Raw genomic sequence first — 23,545 nt, 5'->3', positions numbered from 1 at the left:
CGGGCGGGCGTCATTATTTTGTCTGATTCAACACCAAAAGTAGCGCGGCAGTTTGCGCATCCGGAGTGCCATCGAAGCGCGCCGGACGGAAACGCATCTGAAATGCCGCGATCACATGTCGTGTCGCGACATCGAGCTCACCGGTTTGTGGCGAGGCATAACCCAGGCGGGCCAACTGCGCCTGAAACCAGCTGATGCTCGGCAACTGCTCGGCGAACAGCATTTGCTGGCGCGCCACCGACTGCTCATTCGGCCAGAGGCCCAAGCCTTCGGCGGCCAGACGCTTCCAGGGGAACAGCGGCCCCGGGTCCAGCTTGCGCATTGGTGCAATATCGCTATGGCCAATGATGTCGCGAGGCTTTATGCCGTGGCGTTTGCTGATGTCCTTGAGCAACACGATCAACGACTGGACCTGATCTTCGGTGTAGGGATACCACACGCGTCCGGTCGGGGTGTCCTTGAACCCCGGATTGACGATTTCGATACCGATGGAGCTGGAATTCAGCCAGGTCCGGCCATCCCACTCGCTCTCCCCGGCGTGCCAGGCCCGCACATTTTCATCCATCAGCTTGTAGATGGTGGCGCCCTTGTCGTCGCCGATCAGGTAATGGCTGCTGACTTCACCGTGGGTCAGCAATTGCAACGAACGCTCCAGCGAGGCATTGGTGTAATGCACCACCACAAATTGCACGCGGCTGTCGTAATTGGCCGAAGGGTGGCTGGTGTCGAAACGGGGACCGCTGGCGCAGCCGGCCAGCAGAATCAGTGACGCGATCAGAGCAAAATATTTCATGGGAAGAAAGTACACACAAGACAATAATGCAACAGTGTAACGTAGTGCCTGGCGGGCTGACGGCAATCAAACAAAATGGAACAATTGACGATCAGCCCGGCTCCACGCGGTTGCGGCCGGCATTTTTTGCGCGATACAGCGCCTGGTCGGCTCTTTTAAGCACTTGATCGCCGTGCTCACCCGGCCTGAACGCCGTCATCCCGATAGACACGGTGATGGTCACCGGCTCTCCCTTGAAGTGGAACGGACAGGCCTCAATGGAGGCACGCAAGCTTTCCAACAACTTCAGCCCCGCCGCCGGCACCGTGGATGGCATTAACAGCACAAACTCTTCACCGCCAAACCGGGCAATGAAATCCGTCCCGCGCAGCCGCTTGCGCAACACGCTGGCGATGATTTTCAGCACTTTGTCACCGGCCAGGTGCCCGTAGTTATCGTTGATGCGCTTGAAATGATCGAGGTCGAGCATGGCCAGCAGCAGCGTGTTGCCATGTTGCTGCCATTGCGTGACTTCATGATCCAGGCGCTCGCTCCAGGCCGCGCGGTTGGGCAGCCCGGTCAACGGGTCGACCAATGCCTTCTGCCGTTGTTCTTCAAGGTGCTCGCGATAGCCCTGGGCCTCCTGCTCCATATGGGCGACCCGCTCGGCCAGACTGTGCAGGCGCACAGCGACCTCTTGCTCGCGCTCATCGCGCTGTTTCTGGTGCTGGTCCATGGTGCCCAGCAAGCCTTCGAGATGGTTTTCCAGAACGTGCTTGAGATCTTCCAGGTCTGCGGCTTCCTGCATGCTGCTTTGCAGGCCATCGACCTGTTCGCGGATCTGCGTGTCCATCTGCCGCGCAGCCGAGCGGTTGTCGGCGTGTCCAGCGGTCGCGGCCTGCAAGTTGCTCTGGAACGATTCGAGGCGCTCGTTCAGTCGTTGCAGATAGGCTTCGAACTCATGCTGGCCGCTGTCGGTAATGGCCAGCATCAACGTGGCGAAGTCGTCGAGGATCGGCAGCAATTCGTACCAGTTCAGACCGTTTTTCAGACGATCGCGCATGGATTCGGCTTGCGGGCGATGACGCTCGGGCAATGTCAGGTCGTCGAGCAGCCCCAGCAGCGTGTCTTCGATGTGACTGGCCACCGAGCTGTAGGAGGGCTCGGGGGAGTCCGGGAGTGCGTAGAGAATGTCGTGTTCGGATGGCGCCTGATCGACGACGACCACGTCCTGCGTCGGAATCGGAGGTAAGGGCAAGCTATCGGGCGATGCTTGCGCGGTCAGCTCGTCGGGGTTTGTTTGCGACTCAGGACGCGTCGCGATGGTTTCCGGGGTCGGTTGCTCGGCCGATCCGATTTCTGCCGCGGTTGCACTGGCTGGTTGAGGCTCCACAGGTGCTGGGGCAAAAGCCACGACTGCCGGAGCAGATGCAGCCACGGCTGGCTCCGTCGGCGCAGACTCGCCTTCAACTCGCGCAGCAGGGGGTACCTCGAAAGTTGCCGCAGGGTTCTCGGCTACAGAGGCCTGGGCAGGAGAAGTAGCCGTTGATGCCACCACCTCCTGCACTTCACGCCCGCCGAACAACCGCAGCAGCAAGCCCGGCCGGCCGTTCTCCGTCGGGGTCTCCAGCTGGCTCAGGGCCTTGCCTTGCAAGCCGCTCAGCTCGCTGAGCAGCAAGGGTATCTCACGCGCCTGACTGACCCGCGCATCCAGCTGCTTGGCGAAACTCTTGAGTGGCCGACTCACATCCCGTGGCAGCGGCAATGTTTGCAGTTGCGTGACCAGCGCAGTCAGGGCGGCACTAGTCTGGTTGACCCGGGTTTCCCGACGCTGTTCGGAGTCGAGCACGGCTTTTTCCAGGCGCGGAATCAGCGCGGCCAGGCCGGCGTCCATGTCATCGGTGCGCACGACCTCGCGCATTTCCTTCATGCATTGGTCAACGGCGCGGTCAGTACCTTCCGCCGCCAGGGTGCTACGCACCAGCCCGCGACGCAGCAAGTCGAGCCGTGCGTCCCAGCGACGCTCGAGTTTTTCCTGTTGTTCGATGCTTTTGAGGTATTTCTCTTTCCAGCGCTGTGCTTCGTCGCTCATTCATGGGTTCCGCGAAGGGCAGGACTCAACGCGGGCAATGCATCGGCCGTGAGCGAACCCGGCAAACGAATCTCTACCGCGACCGGCAGGTGATCGGAAATGGGCTGTGCCAGCACCTCGACCTTTTCCAGGGTCAGGCTCGGGCTCAGCAGGATATGGTCCAGGCAGCGCTGTGGGCGCCAGCTGGGAAACGTTGCTTCCAGTTGCGGCGCGAGTAGACCGAGATCGCGCAACGGGGAATGTTGCAGCAGGTCACTGGCATGGGTGTTCATGTCGCCCATCAGTACCTGATGCTTGTAGTCCCCAATCAACTCGCGGATGTAGGCCAGTTGCAGGCTGCGCGCCCGGGCGCCCAACGCCAGGTGCATCATGACCACCACCAGCGCTTCCGGGCCTTCGCCGAACCGTACCAGAATGGCTCCGCGACCCTTTGGCCCCGGCAACGGATGATCTTCAATTGCCCACGGGCGCAATCGGCTGAGCACGCCGTTGCTGTGCTGGGCCAGGCGACCGAGATTGCGATTGAGTTGTTGATACCAGTAGGGAAAGGCACCGAGATGGGCCAGGTGTTCGACCTGATTGACGTAGCCTGATCGCAGGCTGCCGCCATCGGCCTCTTGCAAGGCGACCAGATCGAAGTCGCCCAGCAGATTGCCGATTTTCTGCAGATTGTCGGCACGCCCGGTGTGCGGCAGCAGATACTGCCAGCCCCGGGTCAGGTAATGCCGATAGCGCTCGGTACTGATGCCGACCTGGATATTGAAACTGAGCAAGCGCAGACGACTGTCTGCGGGCAGGCCCGTGGACTCCAGATGATGCTCGTTGACCCGCGGATCATGCAGGCCAACGATGCGTTCAGTACCCCATCGGCGCATGGCAGTGACTGCCCTTAGTTGGCGGCAGCCTTGTTAGCCGCTCGCTCTTTGTCGATCAGTTTGTCGGCCAGTTGCAGGGCCTGTTCGGCACCGCCGGCAGAACCCACGTCGAAGCGATATTTGCCGTTGACGATCAAGGTTGGAACACCGGTGATTTCATATTTTTTGGCCAATTCAGTGGCTTTGTTGATTTGGCCTTTGATGGCGAAAGAATCGAAGGTCGCCAGGAATTTATCCTTGTCGACGCCCTGTGTGGCCAGGAAATCTGCCATGTCATTCTTGTCGGTCAGCTTTTTATGTTCTTTCTGGATCGCTTCGAACACCGCAGTATGGACCTTGTGTTCGACACCCATCGCTTCGAGGGTCAGGAACAACTGGCCATGTGCGTTCCAAGGGCCACCGAACATGGCCGGGATACGGACGAAGTTCACGTCCGAAGGCAGCTTCTCGGCCCAGGGATTGATTACTGGCTCGAAGGCGTAGCAATGCGGGCAGCCGTACCAGAACAGCTCTACCACTTCGATCTTGCCAGGTACGGCGACCGGAACCGGATTGCTCAGTTCGACATAAGGTGCGGCGGGGGCGTCAGCGGCCTGGGCAGTCATGCCGAACAGGCTGGCAGCGGCAAAAACGGCGCTGATGATCAGATTACGCATGCTTTACTCCTGGACAAATTTTATCGCCTCGCGCGACTTGTTATCAGACAGATCCTGGCGGGCTTGAGTTCTCTAGTGTAGCGGCAGCGGCCACAAAAAAGGGCGGCCAAGGCCACCCTTTTTATACTTGCCGGGACGGATTAATCGAGCGTTAACGTTGCAGGCGATAAGCACCCCGTTCAACGCCCGATCCACCGGCCTTAGTGCAGGCCCTGAATGTAGCTGGACACCGCGGCGATGTCTTCGTCGCTCAGCTTCTTGGCAATGCTCTGCATGGGCTTGGTATCGCCGTCGTTGGTGCGGCCGCCTTCTTCCTTGCGGAAATCGACCAGTTGCTTGCCGACGTATTGAGCGTGCTGGCCACCCAGGTGCGGGAAACCGGCAGCCGCGTTACCTGTGCCATTTGGCGAGTGGCAACCGGTGCAGGCTGGCAGGCCCTTGGCCAGGTCACCACCACGGAACAGGGCTTCACCGCGAGCGACGATCTTCGGATCGGCGGCACCGACGCTGCCTTTCTGGCTGGCGAAGTAGGCGGAGATGTCCGCCAGGTCCTGATCGCTCAGGTTGGTCAGCAGACCGGTCATTTCCAGAACGGTGCGCTTGCCCGACTTGATGTCGTGCAATTGCTTGGTCAGGTAGCGTTCACCCTGACCTGCCAGTTTTGGAAAGTTTGGCGCCATGCTGTTGCCATCCGGGCCGTGGCAGGCGCCACAGACGGCGGCTTTGGCCTGGCCGGCTTTTGCATCACCCGGTTGTACTGCCTCACCTGCAGCATGGGCCATGCCGGAGATGCCCACGGTCAACAGCAGACTCACGATCAATTTCTTCATCAGCTAATCCAACTACGGCTAAGGGTTAAGAGTTATGGACCGGGCTTACTCGCTCATCCAAAGGATGATGGCTTGGTAATCCTCGGCACTGCAGTCCATGCACAAACCACGCGGCGGCATCGCCTTGAAACCCTGGGTCACGTGTTGCACCAGCGTCTCCATACCTTTCGCCAACCTCGGCGTCCAAGCTTCCTGATCGCCTTTTTTCGGCGCCATGGGTAGTTGGCCGGAATGACAGGCACCACAAACACGGTTGTACACAGCTTCCGGATCCTGTGTAGCCTGAGCGCTGTAAAGCGGCATCAAGACACCGGCAGCTAGCAGCCATTTCGTCATAAAACGACCTTTTCAGGGTTGAGAGCGAGCTGCGTTCTAGTGCGCAATCAAGGTCTGTCGCTCTCGTGAACTTCATCCTACGCTGGGACAAAGCGCACACAAAATCTGCGGCATTATATACTGGCGTCACTGAAACGGAAGCGACACTGCTTGCCGCACCCATTCCTGGCGCCGCCCACATCGGAAATCCCATGCAACTCAAGAATCCCATCCTCGGTCTGTGCCAACAGTCCACCTTCATGCTCAGCGCCGCCAAAGTCGACCAATGTCCGGATGACGAGGGCTTCGAAGTCGCCTTCGCCGGGCGTTCCAACGCCGGCAAGTCGAGTGCCTTGAACACCCTGACCCACGCCAGCCTGGCGCGCACCTCGAAAACCCCGGGGCGCACACAGCTGTTGAACTTCTTCAAGCTAGACGATGAACGCCGTCTGGTCGACCTGCCGGGCTACGGTTATGCAAAAGTACCGATCCCGCTCAAGCAACACTGGCAGCGTCACCTGGAGGCATATCTGGGTGGTCGCGAGAGTTTGAAAGGTCTGATCCTGATGATGGACATCCGCCATCCGATGACCGATTTCGACCTGCTGATGCTCGACTGGGCAGTGGCTGCCGGCATGCCGATGCACATTCTGCTGACCAAAGCGGACAAGCTGACCTATGGCGCGGCCAAGAACACGCTGCTCAAGGTTCAGGCGGAAATCCGCAAGGGCTGGGGCGATCTGGTGACAATCCAGCTGTTTTCGGCCCCGAAACGCATGGGCCTGGAAGATGCCTACACCGTACTGGCTGGCTGGATGGAGCTGGCGGACAAGGGTGCCGAAGCAGAGATTCAATAAATATCAAAAACTGTTTGTGGTGCGCTCAGGCAAGGCAAAAGCGCATCACGGACAGTTTTTCTCGGGGCAAAAAAAACCCCGGGCTTCATATGGGGAGGGAGAAGTTCCGGGGTTGAAGCTCTAGACCGCTAGGGCGGGGTCCAGATATCTGCCAACACTTAACACAACATAGGAGCATCGAAGGGCTTCACCAGCCATTCAGTATCTCTGAGTGGTGGTGTGCAAGATTAGTTCAGATTTTTTTCAAATAGCTTTGAAATAACTCTGATCGCCTTCCGGACTGAGCTGTTTTGCACCCTTCTGCCGCGGCACTATGCCGCAGCAGAAAAGGTCTGTTCAAAGGCCTCAGTGAGCCTCATCCCAGTTATTTCCAATACCCACTTCGACCAGCAACGGCACATCCAGTTTCGCCGCCTCGCTCATGTGCACGCGAATTTCATCGCGAACCCGGTCGACCAGGTCTTCACGCACCTCGAGCACCAGTTCATCGTGTACCTGCAAGATGACTTTGGCATCGAGGCCCGACGCGGTCAGCCAGTTATCCACCGCGACCATGGCTTTCTTGATGATGTCTGCTGCGGTGCCTTGCATCGGTGCGTTGATCGCCGTGCGTTCGGCGGCGGCGCGCTCTTGCGGCTTGTTGGAGTTGATGTCCGGCAGGTACAGGCGACGGCCGAAGAAGGTCTCGACATAGCCTTGCTCGGCGGCCTGGGCACGCGTGCGGTCCATGTACTGGCGAACGCCGGGGTACCGGGCGAAGTAGGTATCGATGTAGGCCTTGGCGGTCTTGGTGTCGACGCCGATGTCCTTGCCGAGCTTCTGCGCACCCATGCCATAGATCAGACCGAAGTTGATCGCCTTGGCGCTGCGACGCTGGTTGGAGGTCACGTCGGCCAGTTCGACCTTGAACACTTCGGCGGCGGTCGCGGTGTGTACGTCCAGATTGTGGCGGAAGGCGTTCATCAGCCCTTCATCCCGGGACAGGTGCGCCATGATCCGCAGTTCGATCTGCGAATAGTCCGCCGCCAGCAGCTTGTAACCGGCCGGGGCCACGAAGGCCTGGCGGATGCGCCGCCCTTCGGCGGTGCGCACCGGGATGTTCTGCAGGTTCGGATCGCTGGAGGACAGCCGCCCGGTGGACGCCACCGCCTGGTGATACGAGGTATGGATCCGCCCGGTACGCGGGTTGATCTGCTCCGGTAGACGGTCGGTGTAGGTGCTTTTCAGCTTGCTCATTGAGCGGTATTCCATGAGCACTTTGGGCAATCGATAGTCGTCTTCTGCCAGTTTGGCCAGCACTTCTTCGGCAGTAGACGGCTGGCCCTTGGCGGTTTTCTTCAGTACCGGCAAGCCGAGCTTCTCGTAAAGGATGACGCCAAGTTGCTTGGGTGAACCGAGGTTGAATTCCTCCCCTGCAATCTCGAAGGCTTCACGCTCCAGCGCCACCATCTTGTCGCCCAGTTCGATGCTTTGCACGCCCAGCAAGGCGGCGTCGACGAATGCGCCCTGGCGCTCGATACGCGCCAATACCGGCACCAACGGGATTTCGATGTCGGTCAGCACGCTGGCCAGGCTCGGAATGGCCGAGAGCTTTTCGAACAGGGTCTGGTGCAGACGCAAGGTGATATCCGCATCTTCGGCGGCGTAAGGCCCGGCCTGCTCCAGGGCGATCTGATCGAATGTCAGCTGTTTCACGCCTTTGCCGGCGATGTCCTGGAAACTCACCGTGGTGTGGTCCAGATACTTCTGCGCCAGGCTGTCCATGTCATGGCGCGTGGCCGTGGAGTTGAGCACGTAGGACTCAAGCATGGTGTCGAAGGCGATGCCACGCACGGTAATGCCGTTGTCCTGATCGCCGCCGATGGCGCAGTTGGCCAGGATGTTCATGTCGAACTTGGCATGCTGGCCGACCTTGAGTTTGTTCGGGTCTTCCAGAATCGGCTTGAGCGCGCGCAGGACCGTGTCACGATCCAGCTGCTGCGGCACGCCGATGTAGGAATGGGTCAATGGGATGTAGGCCGCTTCGTTAGCCTGAACCGCGAACGACAGGCCCACCAGTTGCGCCTGCTGCGCATCGATGCCGGTGGTTTCGGTGTCGAAGGCAAACAGCTTGGCGTTGTTCAGTTTTTCCAGCCAGGCATCGAACCGCGCCTGATCGAGGATGGTTTCATAGGCGGCTTCAGCAGCGGCGGCCGGTGCTTCGGCCTCTGGTTCGCTGAAAAGATCGGCGGCCGGTGCAGGCTCGGCGGCAGCGCTCAGTTCCAGGCGTTTGGCGTCGCGATCAAGGTCGTTCAGCCAGCTCTTGAACTCCAGCAGGGTGTACAGCTCGTAGAGTTTGGCCGGATCTTCAGGACCCATTTGCAAGTCGTCGAGCCCAACGTCCAGCGGCACGTCGACCTTGATGGTCGCCAGTTGATAGGAGAGGAATGCCATCTCCTTGTGCTCTTCGAGCTTGGCCGGCAGGGTCTTGGCGCCGCGAATCGGCAGGGTCGGCACGATGTCGAGCTGCGCATAGAGCTCGTTCAGGCCGCCGTTCACGCCGACCAGCAGGCCGGAAGCCGTCTTCGGACCGATGCCCGGAACGCCCGGAATGTTGTCGGAAGAATCGCCCATGAGCGCCAGATAATCGATGATCTGCTCCGGAGCGACGCCGAATTTCTCCTTCACGCCCTCCACGTCCATGCTGCTACCGGTCATGGTGTTGACCAAGGTAATGTGACCGTCGACCAGTTGCGCCATGTCCTTGTCACCGGTAGAGATGATCACCGGACGATCCGCCGCCGCGCTGCTGCGGGCCAGGGTACCGATCACGTCATCGGCCTCGACGCCTTCGACGCACAGCAGCGGGAAGCCCAGGGCGATCACGCTCTGGTGCAGCGGCTCGATCTGCACGCGCATGTCGTCGGGCATGCTCGGACGGTTGGCCTTGTATTCGGCGTACATGTCATCGCGAAAAGTCCCACCCTTGGCGTCGAACACCACGGCGAACGGACTATTCGGATATTGCTTGCGCAGGCTCTTGAGCATGTTCAACACGCCCTTGACCGCGCCGGTCGGCAGGCCTTTGGACGTGGTCAGCGGTGGCAGCGCGTGAAAGGCGCGGTACAGGTAAGAAGAACCGTCCACCAGGACGAGGGGGGCTTGGCTCATGAGCAGGATCAACCTTTTCGGCGGGTCCGGCGCTAGAATAGCGGGACCGTTGACGACAAAGGGACAAGGTTATCATGCGCACACTAAATCGCCTGTTGCTGGCTGGCTTGTTTGCAATCGCACCATTGGCCGTGATGGCGGCGGACGATGCGCCATCGGCAGACCCGGATGTGACCATTCGCACGGAAGGCGATAAAACCATTCAGGAATACCGGCAAAACGGCTTTTTGTACGCCATCAAGGTCACCCCGAAGATTGGCAAGCCGTATTTCCTGGTGCGCGCGGATGGTTCAGAGGGAAACTTCATCCGCTCCGACTACCCGGATATGCTGATTCCGGCGTGGGAAATTTTTAAGTGGTAAGTCGTCCTTAACTTTAATCGGCGCTGGCTCAACAGCGGCGCCCGTACTGGCAGTTTAAACATGTCTGTGTTCACCCCCCTGGCTCGGCCCGAGCTGGAAGCTTTTCTCGCCCCTTATGGCCTCGGCCGCCTGCTTGATTTCCAGGGGATTGCCGCCGGTAGCGAAAACACCAATTTCTTTATCAGCCTGGAGCAGGGCGAATTTGTCCTGACCCTGATCGAGCGCGGTCCGGTTCAGGAAATGCCGTTCTTCATCGAACTGCTCGACGTGCTGCACGGCGCAAACCTGCCGGTGCCTTACGCCTTGCGCACCACCGACGGCGTGGCCTTGCGCGAACTGGCGGGCAAACCAGCGCTGCTGCAACCACGCCTGGCCGGCAAGCACATCAAGCAAGCCAACGCGCAACATTGTGCGCAGGTCGGTGAGCTGCTCGGCCATCTGCACCTGGCGACCCAGGCCAACATGATCAAGCGCAAAACCGATCGCGGCCTGGATTGGATGCTGGAAGAGGGCACGCAATTTTTGTCGCACCTCGGTGCCGAACAGAAAGACTTGCTGCAACGGGCGCTGGAAGAAATCACCCGGCAGAAAGAAAAAATCCTGGCACTGCCGCGGGCGAACATTCACGCCGACCTGTTCCGCGACAACGCGATGTTCGAAGGCACGCACCTGACCGGGCTGATCGACTTCTACAATGCCTGCTCCGGGCCGATGCTCTACGACGTGGCGATTGCCTTGAACGACTGGTGCTCGGACGACGATGGCGTGATCGATGGACCGCGAGCGCGGGCCTTGCTCGGCGCTTACGCGGCCTTGCGACCGTTCACCGCTGCCGAAGCCGAGTTGTGGCCGACCCTGCTGCGGGTGGCTTGCGTACGGTTCTGGCTGTCCCGCTTGATCGCGGCGGAGTCGTTCGCCGGGCAGGACGTGTTGATTCACGATCCGATGGAGTTCCAGTTGCGCCTGGCGCAGCGGCAGACGGTCAATACACCGTTGCCTTTCGCCCTTTAAAAGCTTCGCGAGCAGGCTCGCTCCCACAGGTTCACGGTGATCCTTGTGGGAGCGAGTCTGCTCGCGAATGGGGGGCGCCACCTTTTTTCGAATTACAACGACTCCAGGCACCCCGCCAGATCATTCCCCAATTTCTCCAACACCTGCTCATAACCCTGGGCAGTCGCCGGCGTGTACCCGCCCAGCGCATCCAGTTCAGCCAGTTTCACCGGCAAACCCGCCACCAGGGTTTCCGCCAGGCGCGGCCGCAGCGGCGGTTCGCTGAACACGCAGGTCTTGCCGACTTCCTGCAAACGCGCGCGCATCGCCGCGACATGCTGGGCCCCGGGTTGCACTTCGGCCGCGACGCTGAACACACCCACGTGCTTGAGGCCGTAGGCGTCTTCGAAGTAGTCGAAGGCTTCGTGGAATACGAAGTAGGGCTTGCCCTGAACATCGGCCAGGCGTTTCTTCAGGCGCGCATCCAACGCATCGAGACGCTCGTCGAAGGCTTTCAGATTGCTCTGATAGCGCGCGGCATTGTCAGGATCGGCGGCACTCAGGTCAGCGGCCATTTTCGTGGCGATGACCCGGGCGTTGACCGGCGATAGCCACAGGTGTGAATCCAGGCTGCCCGGACGGTGATCGTGGTCATGTTCGTCGGCTTCTTCAGCGTGGGAGTGGCTATCTTCGGCAAAGCGGCGCAGTTTCATGCCTGGCAAATCCTGCACGGCGACGTTGGGCAACGTACGACCATTGAGCACACGTGGCAGGAAGCCTTCCATGTCCGGGCCGATCCAGTACAGCAGGTCCACCGATTGCACCTTGCGCACGTCGGAAGGGCGCAACGCATAGTTATGCGGCGAAGCACCCGGCGGCAGCAAAACCTCAGGAATCGCCACGCCGTCCTGCACCGCCGCGGCGATCAATTGCAGAGGCTTGATGCTGGTCAGGACCTTGACCTCGGCCTGCGCCGAACCGATCAGCAGAAAACTTGCGATAAATGCGACAAAAACAGAAAAAAGTCGGGACACGATGACCACTCGAAGAGGCGAGAACGGGTAACATAATAACGTCTCTCACAAACGTCGTCGCCGCTCATGCTAAAAACACCGATCGCCAGCCGTCCCCACGACCACTCACATTGCGTTCACAGCGCTTTGTCCGAGGCCGATGCACTGTGCGCACGTCAAGGCCTGCGCCTGACCGCGTTGCGCCGGCGGGTGCTGGAACTGGTGTGGCAAAGCCACAAGCCGCTGGGTGCCTACGACATTCTCGCGGTCCTCAGCGAGCAGGACGGTCGCCGCGCCGCGCCGCCGACGGTGTACCGCGCGCTGGATTTCCTGCTGGAAAACGGCCTGGTCCATCGGATTTCCTCGCTCAACGCCTTCATCGGCTGCAATCACCCGGAACATGCTCACCAGGGTCAGTTCCTGATCTGCCGTGTGTGCCACGCTGCGATCGAACTTGAGCAAAAATCCATCAGCGACGCGATCATCGCCAGCGCCAGGGATGTCGGGTTTGTCGTCGAAGGCCAGACCGTTGAAGTGGTCGGTCTCTGCTCGGGTTGCCAGGGGGCTTGATGAGCAACGCACTGATCCGTCTTGAGCAGGTTGCCGTCACGTTCGCCGGGCAACCGGTGCTGGACAACATCGAGCTGAGCGTCGAGCCGGGGCAGATCGTTACCCTGATCGGCCCCAACGGCGCTGGCAAAACCACCCTGGTGCGTGCCGTGCTCGGCCTGTTGAAACCGGACAGCGGCAGCGTCTGGCGCAAGCCGAAACTGCGGGTCGGTTACATGCCGCAAAAACTTCATGTCGATCCGACCCTCCCGCTGTCGGTCCTGCGTTTCTTGCGCCTGGTGCCGGGCGTGGACCGTGCGATGGCCTTGGCGGCACTCAAGGAAGTCGGCGCTGAACAGGTGATCGACAGCCCGGTGCAAAGCGTATCCGGTGGCGAAATGCAACGCGTGTTACTGGCCCGGGCCTTGTTGCGCGAACCTGAACTGCTGGTGCTCGACGAACCGGTACAGGGTGTCGATGTCGCCGGCCAGGCTGAGCTGTACAGCCTGATCACCCGCCTGCGTGACCGTCACGGTTGCGGTGTGCTGATGGTTTCCCATGATTTGCATCTGGTGATGAGCACCACGGACCAGGTGGTTTGCCTCAATCGTCACGTCTGCTGTTCCGGCCATCCCGAGCAGGTCAGCGGCGATCCGGCTTTCGTCGAACTGTTCGGAAAGAACGCACAAAGCCTGGCGATTTATCACCACCACCACGACCACGCCCACGATTTGCATGGCTCGGTGGTCAAGGCGCCCGCCTCGGGCCAACCCCATGTTCACGGAGATAGCTGCAAGCATGGCTGATTTTCTGCTCTACGCCCTGCTTGCAGGCCTGGCCCTGGCTGTCGTTGCAGGCCCGCTGGGGTCTTTCGTGGTCTGGCGGCGCATGGCCTATTTCGGCGACACCCTGTCCCACGCGGCATTGCTCGGCGTGGCCCTGGGCTTCCTGCTGGATGTCAGCCCGACCGTTGCCGTGACCGTAGGCTGCTTGCTGTTGGCGGTGATGCTGGTGACTTTGCAACAACGCCAGCCGCTGGCATCCGACACGCTTTTGGGAATTCTCGCACCCAGCACGCTCTCTCTGGGCCTGGTGGTACTAAGCTTCATGCACGAAGTGCGGATCGACCTGATGGCTTATCTGTTCGGCGACCTGCTGGCGATCAGCCCGACCGATCTGGCCTGGATCCTTGGCGGTAGCGCTGCGGTACTGCTCTTGCTGGTTGCGTTGTGGCGCCCATTGCTGGCAATCACAGTGCACGAAGAACTGGCCAGGGTCGAAGGCCTGCCGGTGGCGGGATTGCGCCTGGCCCTGATGCTGTTGATCGCCGTGGTGATTGCCGTGGCGATGAAAATAGTCGGCGTATTGCTGATCACTTCGTTGCTGATCATCCCGGCTGCTGCAGCACAACGTCACGCCCGCTCGCCGGAGCAGATGGCACTGGGCGCGAGCCTGCTGGGCATACTCGCCGTGTGTGGCGGGCTGGCGCTGTCCTGGTTCAAGGACACCCCGGCCGGCCCGTCGATTGTGGTGACGGCCGCCGCGCTATTTCTGCTGAGTTTTGTTCTGCCCCGTCGAGGGGTGTAGACTTGCTCGTTTTTTGCGCAAATAGAGAGTCGCAGGAATGAAGTCGTTCGCCTCCCGTTATCTGCTCCTTGTCGCATTTTCTTTGCTGCTGGGCGCCTGCCAAAGCACGCCACCGGCGGCCACCGAGGCCGCCGATGCGCGGGCCACGGCCATCGTACAGCTGGAACAAAACATCGCCAGCGATGAACTGGCCATCGCCGAAGACCAATTGGCAGCCTTGCAGGCCGCATCGCCCGACGATGCGTCCCTTGAGCAATACCAGCGGCAGTTGGCCGAAGCCTATCTGCGCCGCAGCCAGAGCGTGCTGCAAAAGGGTGATGTGGATGCCGCCGCGACCGCCCTGAGCCGTGCCCGCGCATTGATGCCCAAGGCTCCGGCACTGACCGGCGGAGTCAACGGCTCGATTGCCCAGGCGCGCAAGGCCGAGCTGGAAAAAGCCGAAGCCGCCCTCAAGGCTGCCGAAGCCAAGCCAAAAGCCAAGGTTATCGACCTGACGGCTGAAAGCACCACGGTCGTGCTGAATATCAACGATATGGGCAAACTGCGTCGCCAACTGGATGCCATCGCCGCCGATGTGGTGAATTTTCAATGCGACGTGAGCATTCAGGCTCCACGCACCAACGATTACCCTTGGCTGGCTAACTTGTTGACCAAACGGGTGAAGAAACTCGATCCTGAGTTTGATCTGAAGCTGGAACGGCAGATTTTGCGCAGTGTTCCGGCGCAGATGGTTCTGACGCCTCGTAAACCTTAAAAAGCTTCGCGAGCAAGCCCGCTCCCACATTGGATCTGTGACCGCCGCAGGCCCCATGTGGGAGCGGGCTTGCCCGCGAAGGCGTCCTATCTGGCAGTAAAACTCTCAGGCCTGAATCGCCTTGGCCTTCGCCTCCCTGCCCCAAACCCGATGCTGCCCAGCAGGTCGAAGTTGCCTTCTGCCTTGGGCGAGCTTCTTTAGCCGTTCCTTTTTCCTGACCTTTGATCGCGTTATTGCCAAATGACAGGACAAATGCGAAATAAATGCTAAGAACCTCTATACGGACAGGCTAAAATGCGCGCCCGGCTAACCGCTGATCCTTTTCTAACGCGCCCCACAAGGTTCGCTACGTGATCGAGTTTCAAAACGTCCATAAAACCTACCGCGTCGCCGGTAAGGAAATCCCCGCCCTGCATCCGACCAATCTGACGATTGAGAACGGGCAGGTTTACGGCTTGATCGGTCATTCCGGCGCAGGAAAAAGTACCCTGCTGCGTCTGATCAATCGCCTGGAAAACGCCAGCGGCGGCAAGATCACCGTCGACGGTGAAGAAGTCACCGCACTCGACGCCAACGGCCTGCGCCGCTTCCGTCAACAGGTCGGGATGATTTTCCAGCACTTCAACCTGCTGGCCTCCAAGACTGTCGCTGACAACGTCGCGCTGCCCCTGACCCTGGCCGGCGAATTGTCGCGCAGCGAGATCGATTCGCGCGTGGCCGAGCTGCTGGCACGGGTCGGTTTGTCCGACCATGCGAAAAAGTACCCCGCGCAATTGTCCGGTGGGCAAAAGCAGCGTGTCGGCATTGCCCGAGCCCTGGCGACCAAGCCAAAAATCCTGCTGTGCGATGAAGCCACCAGCGCCCTGGACCCGCAAACCACCGCATCGGTCTTGCAATTGCTGGCCGAGATCAATCGCGAGCTGAAACTGACCATCGTCTTGATCACCCACGAGATGGACGTGATCCGCCGGGTCTGCGACCAGGTAGCCGTGATGGACGCTGGCGTGATCGTCGAGCAAGGCTCGGTGGCCGAGGTGTTCCTGCATCCAAAGCACCCGACCACCAAGCGCTTCGTGCAGGAAGACGAGCAGATCGACGAAAGCGAACAGCGTGACGACTTCGCTCACGTACCGGGGCGCATCCTGCGTCTGACCTTCCAGGGCGAAGCGACCTACGCGCCGCTGCTGGGTACCGTCGCCCGGGAAACCGGTGTGGACTACAGCATCCTGGCCGGTCGTATCGACCGCATCAAAGACATCCCTTACGGGCAACTGACCCTGGCCGTGACTGGCGGTGACATGGAAGCGGCCTTTGCCCGCTTCACCGCAGCCGACGTCCACATGGAGGTGCTGCGCTAATGGAAGCCCTGACAAGTTTCTTCGCTAATATCGACTGGTTCGAAATCTGGCTGGCCACCGGCGACACCCTGCTGATGCTCGGCGGTTCGCTGTTGTTCACCGTGTTGCTCGGCTTGCCGCTGGGCGTGCTGCTGTTCCTGTGCAGCCCGCGCCAGTTGCTGGAAGCCAAAGGCGTCTACGCGATGTTGTCGCTGGTGGTGAACATCCTGCGTTCGCTGCCGTTCATCATCCTGTTGATCGTGATGATTCCGTTCACCGTGTTGATCACCGGCACGTCCCTGGGTGTCGCCGGTGCGATCCCGCCGCTGGTGGTGGGTGCCACGCCATTCTTCGCGCGCCTGGTGGAAACCGCCCTGCGTGAAGTGGATCGCGGCATCATCGAAGCGACCCAGGCCATGGGTGCGACCACGCGACAGATCATCACCAATGCCTTGCTGCCGGAGGCGCGTCCGGGCATCTTCGCGGCGATTACGGTGACAGCCATTACACTGGTTTCCTACACGGCGATGGCCGGTGTCGTGGGCGCCGGTGGTCTGGGTGACCTGGCGATCCGTTTCGGTTATCAGCGTTTCCAGACCGATGTGATGGTCGTGACGGTGGTATTGCTGCTGGTATTGGTCCAGGTGCTGCAAACCGTCGGCGACAAACTGGTTGTGCATTTCTCCCGTAAATAAGACAAGACATGAGCCGGCCATACGCTGGCAGGCGCCGGAAACGGTGCCGCACAAGGAGTTAGCTGAATGAAAAAACTACTCGTCGCCTTCGCTGCTGTTGCCGCATTCTCGGCCCACGCGGCCGACACCCTGACCGTCGCGGCCACTCCGGTGCCACACGCCGAGATCCTCGAATTCGTGAAGCCGGCCCTGGCCAAAGAAGGCGTGGACCTGAAGGTCAAGGTATTCACCGACTACATCCAGCCGAACGTGCAGGTCGCGGAAAAGCGCTTGGACGCCAACTTCTTCCAGCACCAGCCGTACCTGGATGAGTTCAACAAGGCCAAGGGCACCCACCTGGTTTCCGTGGCCGGCGTGCACCTGGAGCCCTTGGGCGCTTACTCCAACAAGTACAAGACCATTGCCGAACTGCCTGGCGGTGCCACCGTGGTCATCCCGAACGATGCCACCAATGGCGGCCGTGCACTGTTGCTGATGGCCAAGGCGGGCCTGATCAAGTTGAAGGATTCGAACAACATCCTGTCGACCGTGAAGGACATCACCGAGAACACCAAGGACCTGAAAATCCGCGAACTGGAAGCCGCGACCATCCCGCGCGTGCTGACCCAGGTCGACCTGGCGCTGATCAATACCAACTACGCGCTGGAAGCCAAGCTTGATCCGGCCAAGGACGCGCTGTTCATCGAAGGCAGCGACTCGCCTTACGTGAACATCCTGGTGGCTCGCCCGGACGACAAGGACAGCGAAGCGATGAAGAAACTGGTCGCTGCCCTGCACAGCCCGGAAGTGAAGGCCTTCATTCTCGAGAAGTACAAAGGCGCGGTGGTGCCCGCGTTCTGATTGGCTGCTGCAACGAAACAGGGGACGCCAAGTGCGTCCCCTTTTTTGTGCCTTGAAATACAGGCCCCTGTGGGAGCGGGCTTGCTCGCGAAAGCGGTGTGTCAGCCACTATCAATGTCGGCTGAACCACCGCTTTCGCGAGCAAGCCCGCTCCCACAGGGTTTGGTGGTGTTTTCAGTTGCGCTTGAGCATCACCGGCAACTGCGTCACCAGTTTCGCATTGTTCAACGGCGCCCGAATAAATCCACGCTGCGTGCCGTCCGGCCCGATCACGGCGAGGTTGCCGCTGTGGTCAACGGTGTAGTTCGGCTTGCTGGTGTCCGCCGGAATGAACGGAATGCTCACCGCGTTGGCGATCGTTTGCAATTCATCGGTCGACGCCGGGGTCAGGCCGATGAACTGCGGGTCGAAGTAGCCTAGGTACTGCTTCAGTTGCTTGGGTGTATCGCGGTTCGGATCGACGCTGACCAGCACGATCTGCAATTTATCCACAGCCTCGGGCGGCAACTCGCTCTTGATCTGCCGCAACTGGGCGAGGGTGGTCGGGCAGATGTCCGGGCAGAAGGTGTAGCCGAAGAACAGCAGGCTCCACTTGCCTTTCAATTCATTGATCGCGACCGGCTGGCCGTCCTGATTGGTCATCGTCACGTCCGGCAGATTACGGCTCTGCGGCAGCAAGATGATGCCGGCGTCGATCAGCGCCGTCGGATCGCCCTGGTTTTTCCCGGACAGCACCTTGTTGACGGTCAGGCCCAGGATCAGTGCGACCAGGGCGACGAGTATGAAGACGGTTTTCTGGGTTCGAGTCATAGGTTCAACAGTAAGTAGTGGTCTACGAGCAGGGCGATAAACAGCAGGAACAAGTAGTAAATAGAGTACTTGAACGTGTTGATCGCCGCGTGCGGCCGAGTGCCACGGTACAGCACCACGGCCCATTGCAGAAACCGCGCGCCCAGCCCGAGCGCGCAGACCAGGTAGAGCGTGCCGCTCATGTGGATCACATAAGGCATCAGGCTGACGGCAAGCAATGCGAAGGTATAAAGCAGGATGTGAATCTTGGTGTAGTGCTCACCATGGGTGACCGGCAGCATCGGGATATCGGCCTTGGCGTATTCCTCCTTGCGGTGGATCGCCAGCGCCCAGAAGTGCGGCGGGGTCCAGGCGAAGATGATCAACACCAGCAGCAGCGGTTCGGCGCTGACGTGGCCGGTGGCGGCGGTCCAGCCGAGCAACGGCGGCGCGGCACCGGCCAGACCACCGATGACGATGTTCTGCGGGGTCGCGCGCTTGAGGAATCCGGTGTAGACCACCGCGTAGCCAAGCAACGAGGCGAGAGTCAGCCACGCTGTCAGCGGGTTGGTGAACGCCAGCAGCATGGCTTGTCCGAGAACCGCCAACACCAGCGCGAACGTCAGCGCTGCGGTCGGCGAAACCCGGCCTTCGGCGAGCGGCCGTTTGCGGGTGCGCGCCATCACCGCGTCGATGCGCCGGTCCACCACATGATTGACCGCCGCCGCGCCACCGGCACACAGGGCGATGCCCAGGTTGCCGAAAATCAGCACCGTCCACGGCACTCCGGCACGGGTCGCAAGGAACATCCCCACCAGCGAAGTGATGAGCATCAGCACCACGACTTTGGGTTTGGTCAGTTCCAGGTAGTCACGCCAGATCGCTTGACTGGGACGTTCGCCGATCAGAATCGCCATGGCATCTCTCCTTTTATTGTTATGGGCCCGGCTGAGTGTTTACGCGGGCTGAAGTGCCAGCGCGCTTGCTTGACCCGGACCAGACTGGTTCGGGCGTGGTAATTGACCAGCACCATGGTCAGCAACAGCGCCGCGCCGCCCGCGTTATGTGCGACGGCCACCGGCAGCGGCAGATGGAACAGCACGTTGCTGATGCCCAGGGTGATTTGTGCGCCAAGGGTGATCAGCACCAGGCCTGCCAGGCGCGTCATGCCGACCGCTTTCAGTTGCCAGGCCAGACCGAGCAATACCAGGGTGACCAGCAACGCGCCGATGCGATGGGTCAGGTGAATCGCCGTACGGGCGTCGCTATCCAGTTGTCCGCCAAGATAGTTCGGGCCGATGTGTTGGGTCAGGTGAAAGCCGTTGGCGAAGTCGGCCGGTGGCAACCACTGGCCGTGGCAGGTCGGAAAGTCGATGCAGGCCACGGCGGCGTAATTGGAACTGACCCAGCCACCGAGGGCGATTTGCCCGATCACCAGCAACAGCCCTGCCGTCGCCCAGTGTTGCAAACGTCGTGGCACGGTCAGCGCCGGCAGTACGCCGGACAGGCGCAAGGTCAGCAGAAACAACAGGCTCAAGGTCGCGAAGCCGCCCAGCAAATGCCCGGTGACCACCTGCGGCCAGAGCTTGAGCGTTACCGTCCACATGCCAAACGCGGCCTGGCCAACAACCACCGCCAACAGAAACAACGGCAGCTTCACCGGTTGCCCGGGATGGCGGCGATGCATCCACGCACGACCGGCCAACACCGCGATCAACAGCCCCAGCGTGCCGGCGAAGTAGCGGTGGACCATCTCGTTCCAGCCCTTGTGGGCCTCGACCGGAGCGTCCGGGAAATGCAATTCGGCGTGGGCCAGCTGGGCTTCGCTTTTCGGCACGCTGATGAAACCGTAGCAGCCGGGCCAGTCCGGACAGCCGAGGCCGGCGTGGGTCAGGCGGGTGTAAGCGCCGAGCAACACCACAATCAGTGCCAGCAAGGTGGCAAACAGCGCGAGGCGAAATCCAGGCTTGGCCATGACGATGCCCTTATCCGATGTTCGACAGTTTCAGCAGGTGGCGCAGATCGTTGAGCAGGTCCTTGCCCTTCACCGAGGGGTCGTAGCGCAGCACCAGATTGCCGTGGGGGTCGATGATCCACAGGTGCGGCGCGTCATCGCTCTGAGCGCCTTTAGTGTAGGCAGGCAAATCCAGTGAATAGCGTTGCAACTGCGGGTACTCGCGTTGAAGTTTAGTCTCGTAATCGCTGTTCAGCGTCTGCGCGGCGGCCAATGCATGGCTGGCGCGGGACGCATCGCGGCCGAGGCCGATCTGGACTTGCCGCGCCAGATACACCAGTTGCTGGCAGTCCACCGCGCATTCCTTGGGCGCCGTCACCAGTATCTGCCAGCGAGCTTCCTGGGCCTGCACACCGATGTCCGCGCGGGTCTGGCCGTTGCCGATCAGTTCGCCGTGATAACTGCGGCCCTCGGGCACCCAGAAGTTCAGCTTGTACATGCCGGTGGCGAGGATCATCGGACCGATCACCCCGAGCAGGATCAGCAGCAATTGCATACGGCCCTTGCGCCGGTTCGCCGACGGTTTCGCCTCAGACATGCTGGGTGGATTCATGGCCGCTCCCATGGTGTTTCTCCTTTGCGTTGTGCCAGCCGAGATAGAGATAAAGACCGAACAGGGCGATCGCCATGGCGAACCACTGCACGGCATAAGCGATGTGTTTTTCCGGGCCCATGGCGACTACTGGCCAGTCGGCCTGATAGGTGACGGGGCCGGTTTCGGCGCGCAGTTCGTAGGCAAAGCCTTCGCGATTCAGTGCTGCCCAGAGCTTGTCTGGCTCAACGGCCGTAATCAGCTTCGGCCATGTCAATGTTGTGGGATCTGCGTGCAATTGGAACGTCGCACCGGGGGAGACGTAGACCCACGCGTCGAGGCTGACTGCTTCGGCAGGTGTCTTGAATTGCGGTGGTGTGCGGCGCTCCGGCCAAGGCAACCAGCCGCGATTGACCAGCAGCCAAAGCCCGGAGGCCTGATCGTGAAAGGGTTGCAACAGCTCGACGCCGACCTTGCCGTTGCGTTGACTGTTGTCCAGCAGCAGGCTGTGTTCGGCATCGAACTGGCCGTACAGGTGAACCCGACGGAAAGCCGGATCGGTGGTGTGTTGCAGTTCGGTACTGGCCATCGGCTCGGCGGCCCGGCGTTCGGCGTAGGTTTGCAGCAGCGCGCCTTTCTCCGCGCCCCGGCTCAATTGCCAGAACCCCAGGGACACCAGTAGCGGCAGCAACAGCGCCACCACCAGCGTTGGCACGATACCCGGCCGAAAGCGCTTCATGGCATCGCCAGAAAGTCGGTCATCGCGATAGCTATACTCAAGTGCATCGCTTATCCCCCCGGAGTCTCACCATGCTCAAAGCAGCCATCGTCCTGATGCTGATTGCCACGGTTGTCAGCCTGTTCAGCGGCCTGTTTTTTCTGGTCAAGGACGACAGCCGCTCAAACCGCCTCGTCATTGCCTTGAGTGTGCGAGTGACGCTGGCCGCCCTTACCCTCGGCCTGATCGCCTGGGGGTTTTTCAGCGGCCAACTGGTTTCCAATGCCCCTTGGTAGCTGTAGAAGCGAGCTGCTTTAAAGCACATAGACGAAAACGAACAGCCCGATCCACACCACATCCACGAAGTGCCAGTACCAGCTCGCCGCTTCGAAGCCGAACTGGTGCTCACTGTCGAAGTGCCCCCGCATGATCCGCATCAGCATCACGAACAGGATGATGGTGCCGATGGTCACGTGGGCGCCGTGGAACCCGGTGAGCATGAAGAAGGTCGCGCCGTAGATGCCCGAACCCAGGGTCAGACCCAGCTCGCGGTAGGCGTGCATGTACTCTTCGGCCTGGAAGGTGAGGAACGCACAGCCCAACACTACGGTGAGCGCCAGCCAGAGTTTCAGTGCGCCGCGATGGCCCTTTTTCAAGGCATGGTGGGCGATGGTCACGGTCACGCTGGAACTGACCAGCAACACGGTGTTGAGCAACGGCAGGCCCCAGGGGCTGATGACTTCCTTGGGCGGCGGAAACAGTTTCGAGTCGGGGTTGCTCAGCAGCGGCCAGGTGAACTGGAAGTTCGGCCACAGCATGTGCGCCATGCCTTTGGCGCCTTCACCACCGAGCGCCGGCCCGGAGATATGGCGGACATAAAACAGCGCGCCAAAAAAGGCGATGAAGAACATCACTTCCGAGAAAATGAACCAGCTCATGCCCCAGCGGAACGAGCGATCCATCTGTGCGCTGTACAAGCCGCCGCGACTTTCCTTGATCACCGTGCCGAACCAGCCGAACAGCATGTAGGCCAGCAACAGGCCACCGACGAAAAAGATCAGCGGCCCGTGGGATTCGGGGCGTGCGGCCTTCAGATCATTGAACCAGGTGGCCAGGCCAAACACCGTGACGAACATGCCGACCGTGGCGATGATCGGCCATTTGCTCTGGGCCGGGACGTAATAATGTTCATGAGTTGCCATTTATTGTTCTCCTTATCGGGCACGCTCAGCCGCCAGTGTTTACAGCTACCGGTGGATGTCGGGCGGTGATATCGAACAGCGTGTAAGACAGCGTCAGGTGCTTCACATCCTTGGGCATGTCGCGGTCAACGATGAAACGCACCGGCATCTCGATCCGTTGACCGGGCTGCAGCACTTGCTGGGTAAAGCAGAAACATTCGGTCTTGTGGAAGTACGCCGCCGCGTTGCTGGGCGCGATGCTCGGCACGGCTTGGGCGCTCATCGGTTTATCGGTGGGGTTGTGGGCGATGAAGATCATCTCGTTCACCGCCCCCGGGTTCGCGGTCAATTCGTCATGCTTGGGGTAAAAGTCCCACGGCATGTCGGCGGTGTTGGTCGACAGAAACTGCACGCGCACCTGCCGCGAGGTGTCGACCGTTTGCTCACCCTCGTACTGCCCGCCGGTCTTGCCATTAATGCCGAAGGCCCTGCACATCACGTCGTAGATCGGCACCAGTGCAAAGCCGAAGACAAACATTGCCACCACCACGGTCAGCAGGCGCGTGACCAGTTTCTTCAACGAAATCGAGTCAGCCATGGTTTTGAACCTCGACCGAGAACCCTGTGGGAGCGAGCC

At 60.5% G+C, this 23,545-nt stretch carries 26 protein-coding genes; 11 read left to right on the top strand and 15 right to left on the bottom strand.

Annotated elements, in window-relative coordinates:
* Positions 1–13: 13 nt before the first annotated feature.
* The 6 genes from AC3IT9_RS00390 to AC3IT9_RS00365 all read right to left on the bottom strand — a co-directional run bounded on the left by AC3IT9_RS00390 (position 14) and on the right by AC3IT9_RS00365 (position 5,561).
* A complete protein-coding gene (locus tag AC3IT9_RS00390; RefSeq protein WP_150753726.1) occupies positions 14–793 on the bottom strand; it encodes an N-acetylmuramoyl-L-alanine amidase in 780 nt (259 codons plus the stop codon).
* A 91-nt stretch (positions 794–884) separates the two neighbouring features.
* Positions 885–2,864: a GGDEF domain-containing protein gene (locus AC3IT9_RS00385; protein ID WP_489271636.1), complete on the bottom strand. Its 1,980-nt coding sequence runs from the start codon at positions 2,862–2,864 to the stop codon at positions 885–887.
* Complete coding sequence (locus tag AC3IT9_RS00380) at positions 2,861–3,739, bottom strand: endonuclease/exonuclease/phosphatase family protein (protein WP_489271634.1); 879 nt, start codon at positions 3,737–3,739, stop codon at positions 2,861–2,863. Before AC3IT9_RS00380 ends, AC3IT9_RS00385 begins: the two co-directional genes overlap by 4 nt.
* Before the next feature lie 14 nt (positions 3,740–3,753).
* Entirely contained in the window at positions 3,754–4,395 is a 642-nt protein-coding gene (locus tag AC3IT9_RS00375; RefSeq protein ID WP_150728177.1) for a thiol:disulfide interchange protein DsbA/DsbL, read from the bottom strand.
* A 200-nt stretch (positions 4,396–4,595) separates the two neighbouring features.
* Complete coding sequence (locus AC3IT9_RS00370; protein ID WP_353741799.1) at positions 4,596–5,225, bottom strand: c-type cytochrome; 630 nt, start codon at positions 5,223–5,225, stop codon at positions 4,596–4,598.
* A 45-nt stretch (positions 5,226–5,270) separates the two neighbouring features.
* Positions 5,271–5,561 (bottom strand): c-type cytochrome, encoded by a 291-nt coding sequence (locus AC3IT9_RS00365; RefSeq protein WP_008002190.1) that lies wholly within the window; start codon positions 5,559–5,561, stop codon positions 5,271–5,273.
* Between the two features lie 191 nt (positions 5,562–5,752).
* On the opposite strand from AC3IT9_RS00365, the gene yihA reads away from it, so the two are divergent.
* Entirely contained in the window at positions 5,753–6,397 is a 645-nt protein-coding gene (gene yihA / locus AC3IT9_RS00360) for a ribosome biogenesis GTP-binding protein YihA/YsxC (RefSeq protein WP_057712595.1), read from the top strand.
* A gap of 345 nt (positions 6,398–6,742) precedes the next feature.
* Here yihA and polA read toward each other — a convergent pair whose 3' ends face one another.
* The gene (polA, locus tag AC3IT9_RS00355) at positions 6,743–9,547 is read right to left on the bottom strand and encodes a DNA polymerase I (protein ID WP_489271631.1); all 2,805 of its coding nucleotides are present in this window, start codon (positions 9,545–9,547) and stop codon (positions 6,743–6,745) included.
* Positions 9,548–9,621: 74 nt separating this feature from the next.
* Here polA and AC3IT9_RS00350 point away from each other — a divergent pair, with 74 nt between their 5' ends.
* Positions 9,622–9,909, top strand: a complete 288-nt coding sequence (locus AC3IT9_RS00350; protein ID WP_150728173.1) for a DUF2782 domain-containing protein — start codon at positions 9,622–9,624, stop codon at positions 9,907–9,909.
* Between the two features lie 60 nt (positions 9,910–9,969).
* Complete coding sequence (locus AC3IT9_RS00345) at positions 9,970–10,920, top strand: homoserine kinase (RefSeq protein ID WP_489271630.1); 951 nt, start codon at positions 9,970–9,972, stop codon at positions 10,918–10,920.
* A gap of 92 nt (positions 10,921–11,012) precedes the next feature.
* Here AC3IT9_RS00345 and znuA read toward each other — a convergent pair whose 3' ends face one another.
* The gene (znuA, locus tag AC3IT9_RS00340) at positions 11,013–11,933 is read right to left on the bottom strand and encodes a zinc ABC transporter substrate-binding protein ZnuA (protein WP_150728171.1); all 921 of its coding nucleotides are present in this window, start codon (positions 11,931–11,933) and stop codon (positions 11,013–11,015) included.
* Between the two features lie 66 nt (positions 11,934–11,999).
* Between znuA and zur the strand changes: the two genes are divergently transcribed.
* The 7 genes from zur to AC3IT9_RS00305 all read left to right on the top strand — a co-directional run bounded on the left by zur (position 12,000) and on the right by AC3IT9_RS00305 (position 17,674).
* A complete protein-coding gene (gene zur / locus AC3IT9_RS00335) occupies positions 12,000–12,482 on the top strand; it encodes a zinc uptake transcriptional repressor Zur (RefSeq protein ID WP_008045818.1) in 483 nt (160 codons plus the stop codon).
* Positions 12,482–13,267, top strand: a complete 786-nt coding sequence (znuC, locus tag AC3IT9_RS00330) for a zinc ABC transporter ATP-binding protein ZnuC (protein ID WP_007989407.1) — start codon at positions 12,482–12,484, stop codon at positions 13,265–13,267. Before zur ends, znuC begins: the two co-directional genes overlap by 1 nt.
* Positions 13,260–14,048 (top strand): zinc ABC transporter permease subunit ZnuB, encoded by a 789-nt coding sequence (znuB, locus tag AC3IT9_RS00325; protein ID WP_046042679.1) that lies wholly within the window; start codon positions 13,260–13,262, stop codon positions 14,046–14,048. Before znuC ends, znuB begins: the two co-directional genes overlap by 8 nt.
* 37 nt (positions 14,049–14,085) lie before the next feature.
* Positions 14,086–14,802 carry a PA5502 family lipoprotein gene (locus AC3IT9_RS00320; protein WP_489271628.1) on the top strand — a complete coding sequence of 239 codons (717 nt, stop codon included), beginning with the start codon at positions 14,086–14,088 and terminating at the stop codon, positions 14,800–14,802.
* A 350-nt stretch (positions 14,803–15,152) separates the two neighbouring features.
* Complete coding sequence (locus tag AC3IT9_RS00315) at positions 15,153–16,160, top strand: methionine ABC transporter ATP-binding protein (RefSeq protein ID WP_150728168.1); 1,008 nt, start codon at positions 15,153–15,155, stop codon at positions 16,158–16,160.
* Positions 16,160–16,834 carry a methionine ABC transporter permease gene (locus AC3IT9_RS00310; protein ID WP_008002212.1) on the top strand — a complete coding sequence of 225 codons (675 nt, stop codon included), beginning with the start codon at positions 16,160–16,162 and terminating at the stop codon, positions 16,832–16,834. The genes AC3IT9_RS00315 and AC3IT9_RS00310 overlap by 1 nt, the downstream gene beginning before the upstream one ends.
* Positions 16,835–16,900: 66 nt before the next feature.
* Positions 16,901–17,674, top strand: coding sequence for a MetQ/NlpA family ABC transporter substrate-binding protein (locus AC3IT9_RS00305; protein ID WP_489271627.1), 774 nt, complete (start codon positions 16,901–16,903; stop codon positions 17,672–17,674).
* 174 nt (positions 17,675–17,848) lie between these two features.
* On the opposite strand, the gene AC3IT9_RS00300 is transcribed toward AC3IT9_RS00305, so the two are convergent.
* From AC3IT9_RS00300 to AC3IT9_RS00280, 5 genes are read right to left on the bottom strand one after another with little or no spacing between them, the layout of a single operon-like run.
* Positions 17,849–18,484: an SCO family protein gene (locus AC3IT9_RS00300; protein ID WP_489271626.1), complete on the bottom strand. Its 636-nt coding sequence runs from the start codon at positions 18,482–18,484 to the stop codon at positions 17,849–17,851.
* Positions 18,481–19,380: a heme o synthase gene (gene cyoE / locus AC3IT9_RS00295; RefSeq protein ID WP_095942983.1), complete on the bottom strand. Its 900-nt coding sequence runs from the start codon at positions 19,378–19,380 to the stop codon at positions 18,481–18,483. The genes AC3IT9_RS00300 and cyoE overlap by 4 nt, the downstream gene beginning before the upstream one ends.
* Positions 19,368–20,438 carry a COX15/CtaA family protein gene (locus AC3IT9_RS00290; protein ID WP_150728165.1) on the bottom strand — a complete coding sequence of 357 codons (1,071 nt, stop codon included), beginning with the start codon at positions 20,436–20,438 and terminating at the stop codon, positions 19,368–19,370. The genes cyoE and AC3IT9_RS00290 overlap by 13 nt, the downstream gene beginning before the upstream one ends.
* A 10-nt stretch (positions 20,439–20,448) precedes the next feature.
* A complete protein-coding gene (locus AC3IT9_RS00285; protein ID WP_423502968.1) occupies positions 20,449–21,042 on the bottom strand; it encodes a hypothetical protein in 594 nt (197 codons plus the stop codon).
* Positions 21,008–21,748, bottom strand: coding sequence for an SURF1 family protein (locus AC3IT9_RS00280; protein ID WP_489271623.1), 741 nt, complete (start codon positions 21,746–21,748; stop codon positions 21,008–21,010). Before AC3IT9_RS00280 ends, AC3IT9_RS00285 begins: the two co-directional genes overlap by 35 nt.
* 71 nt (positions 21,749–21,819) lie before the next feature.
* Here AC3IT9_RS00280 and AC3IT9_RS00275 point away from each other — a divergent pair, with 71 nt between their 5' ends.
* Positions 21,820–22,023 carry a twin transmembrane helix small protein gene (locus tag AC3IT9_RS00275; protein WP_057712609.1) on the top strand — a complete coding sequence of 68 codons (204 nt, stop codon included), beginning with the start codon at positions 21,820–21,822 and terminating at the stop codon, positions 22,021–22,023.
* 18 nt (positions 22,024–22,041) lie between these two features.
* Here the strand turns inward: AC3IT9_RS00275 and AC3IT9_RS00270 are convergent, their stop codons facing one another.
* Together AC3IT9_RS00270 and AC3IT9_RS00265 are read right to left on the bottom strand one after the other, a co-directional pair.
* Positions 22,042–22,929, bottom strand: a complete 888-nt coding sequence (locus AC3IT9_RS00270) for a cytochrome c oxidase subunit 3 (RefSeq protein WP_150728162.1) — start codon at positions 22,927–22,929, stop codon at positions 22,042–22,044.
* A gap of 25 nt (positions 22,930–22,954) precedes the next feature.
* Positions 22,955–23,506, bottom strand: a complete 552-nt coding sequence (locus tag AC3IT9_RS00265) for a cytochrome c oxidase assembly protein (RefSeq protein ID WP_150753738.1) — start codon at positions 23,504–23,506, stop codon at positions 22,955–22,957.
* Between the last annotated feature and the right edge of the window lie 39 nt (positions 23,507–23,545).

It is taken from the genome of Pseudomonas sp. KH_046_1, assembly GCF_057839025.1.
Note: the sequence above shows the minus strand (reverse complement) of the source record. Positions and strands in the feature narration are given on the sequence as shown.

Coding starts and splice junctions, on each gene's coding strand:
- AC3IT9_RS00365 (WP_008002190.1), bottom strand. CDS start 5,561: ATGACGAAATGGCTGCTAGCTGCCGGTGTCTTGATGCCGCTTTACAGC.
- AC3IT9_RS00290 (WP_150728165.1), bottom strand. CDS start 20,438: ATGGCCAAGCCTGGATTTCGCCTCGCGCTGTTTGCCACCTTGCTGGCA.
- AC3IT9_RS00310 (WP_008002212.1), top strand. CDS start 16,160: ATGGAAGCCCTGACAAGTTTCTTCGCTAATATCGACTGGTTCGAAATC.
- znuB (WP_046042679.1), top strand. CDS start 13,260: ATGGCTGATTTTCTGCTCTACGCCCTGCTTGCAGGCCTGGCCCTGGCT.
- znuC (WP_007989407.1), top strand. CDS start 12,482: ATGAGCAACGCACTGATCCGTCTTGAGCAGGTTGCCGTCACGTTCGCC.
- AC3IT9_RS00390 (WP_150753726.1), bottom strand. CDS start 793: ATGAAATATTTTGCTCTGATCGCGTCACTGATTCTGCTGGCCGGCTGC.
- AC3IT9_RS00320 (WP_489271628.1), top strand. CDS start 14,086: ATGAAGTCGTTCGCCTCCCGTTATCTGCTCCTTGTCGCATTTTCTTTG.
- AC3IT9_RS00350 (WP_150728173.1), top strand. CDS start 9,622: ATGCGCACACTAAATCGCCTGTTGCTGGCTGGCTTGTTTGCAATCGCA.
- AC3IT9_RS00375 (WP_150728177.1), bottom strand. CDS start 4,395: ATGCGTAATCTGATCATCAGCGCCGTTTTTGCCGCTGCCAGCCTGTTC.
- zur (WP_008045818.1), top strand. CDS start 12,000: ATGCTAAAAACACCGATCGCCAGCCGTCCCCACGACCACTCACATTGC.
- yihA (WP_057712595.1), top strand. CDS start 5,753: ATGCAACTCAAGAATCCCATCCTCGGTCTGTGCCAACAGTCCACCTTC.
- AC3IT9_RS00280 (WP_489271623.1), bottom strand. CDS start 21,748: ATGAAGCGCTTTCGGCCGGGTATCGTGCCAACGCTGGTGGTGGCGCTG.
- AC3IT9_RS00305 (WP_489271627.1), top strand. CDS start 16,901: ATGAAAAAACTACTCGTCGCCTTCGCTGCTGTTGCCGCATTCTCGGCC.
- AC3IT9_RS00285 (WP_423502968.1), bottom strand. CDS start 21,042: ATGGGAGCGGCCATGAATCCACCCAGCATGTCTGAGGCGAAACCGTCG.
- AC3IT9_RS00385 (WP_489271636.1), bottom strand. CDS start 2,864: ATGAGCGACGAAGCACAGCGCTGGAAAGAGAAATACCTCAAAAGCATC.
- AC3IT9_RS00370 (WP_353741799.1), bottom strand. CDS start 5,225: ATGAAGAAATTGATCGTGAGTCTGCTGTTGACCGTGGGCATCTCCGGC.
- AC3IT9_RS00275 (WP_057712609.1), top strand. CDS start 21,820: ATGCTCAAAGCAGCCATCGTCCTGATGCTGATTGCCACGGTTGTCAGC.
- AC3IT9_RS00380 (WP_489271634.1), bottom strand. CDS start 3,739: ATGCGCCGATGGGGTACTGAACGCATCGTTGGCCTGCATGATCCGCGG.
- AC3IT9_RS00345 (WP_489271630.1), top strand. CDS start 9,970: ATGTCTGTGTTCACCCCCCTGGCTCGGCCCGAGCTGGAAGCTTTTCTC.
- polA (WP_489271631.1), bottom strand. CDS start 9,547: ATGAGCCAAGCCCCCCTCGTCCTGGTGGACGGTTCTTCTTACCTGTAC.
- cyoE (WP_095942983.1), bottom strand. CDS start 19,380: ATGGCGATTCTGATCGGCGAACGTCCCAGTCAAGCGATCTGGCGTGAC.
- AC3IT9_RS00300 (WP_489271626.1), bottom strand. CDS start 18,484: ATGACTCGAACCCAGAAAACCGTCTTCATACTCGTCGCCCTGGTCGCA.
- AC3IT9_RS00270 (WP_150728162.1), bottom strand. CDS start 22,929: ATGGCAACTCATGAACATTATTACGTCCCGGCCCAGAGCAAATGGCCG.
- AC3IT9_RS00265 (WP_150753738.1), bottom strand. CDS start 23,506: ATGGCTGACTCGATTTCGTTGAAGAAACTGGTCACGCGCCTGCTGACC.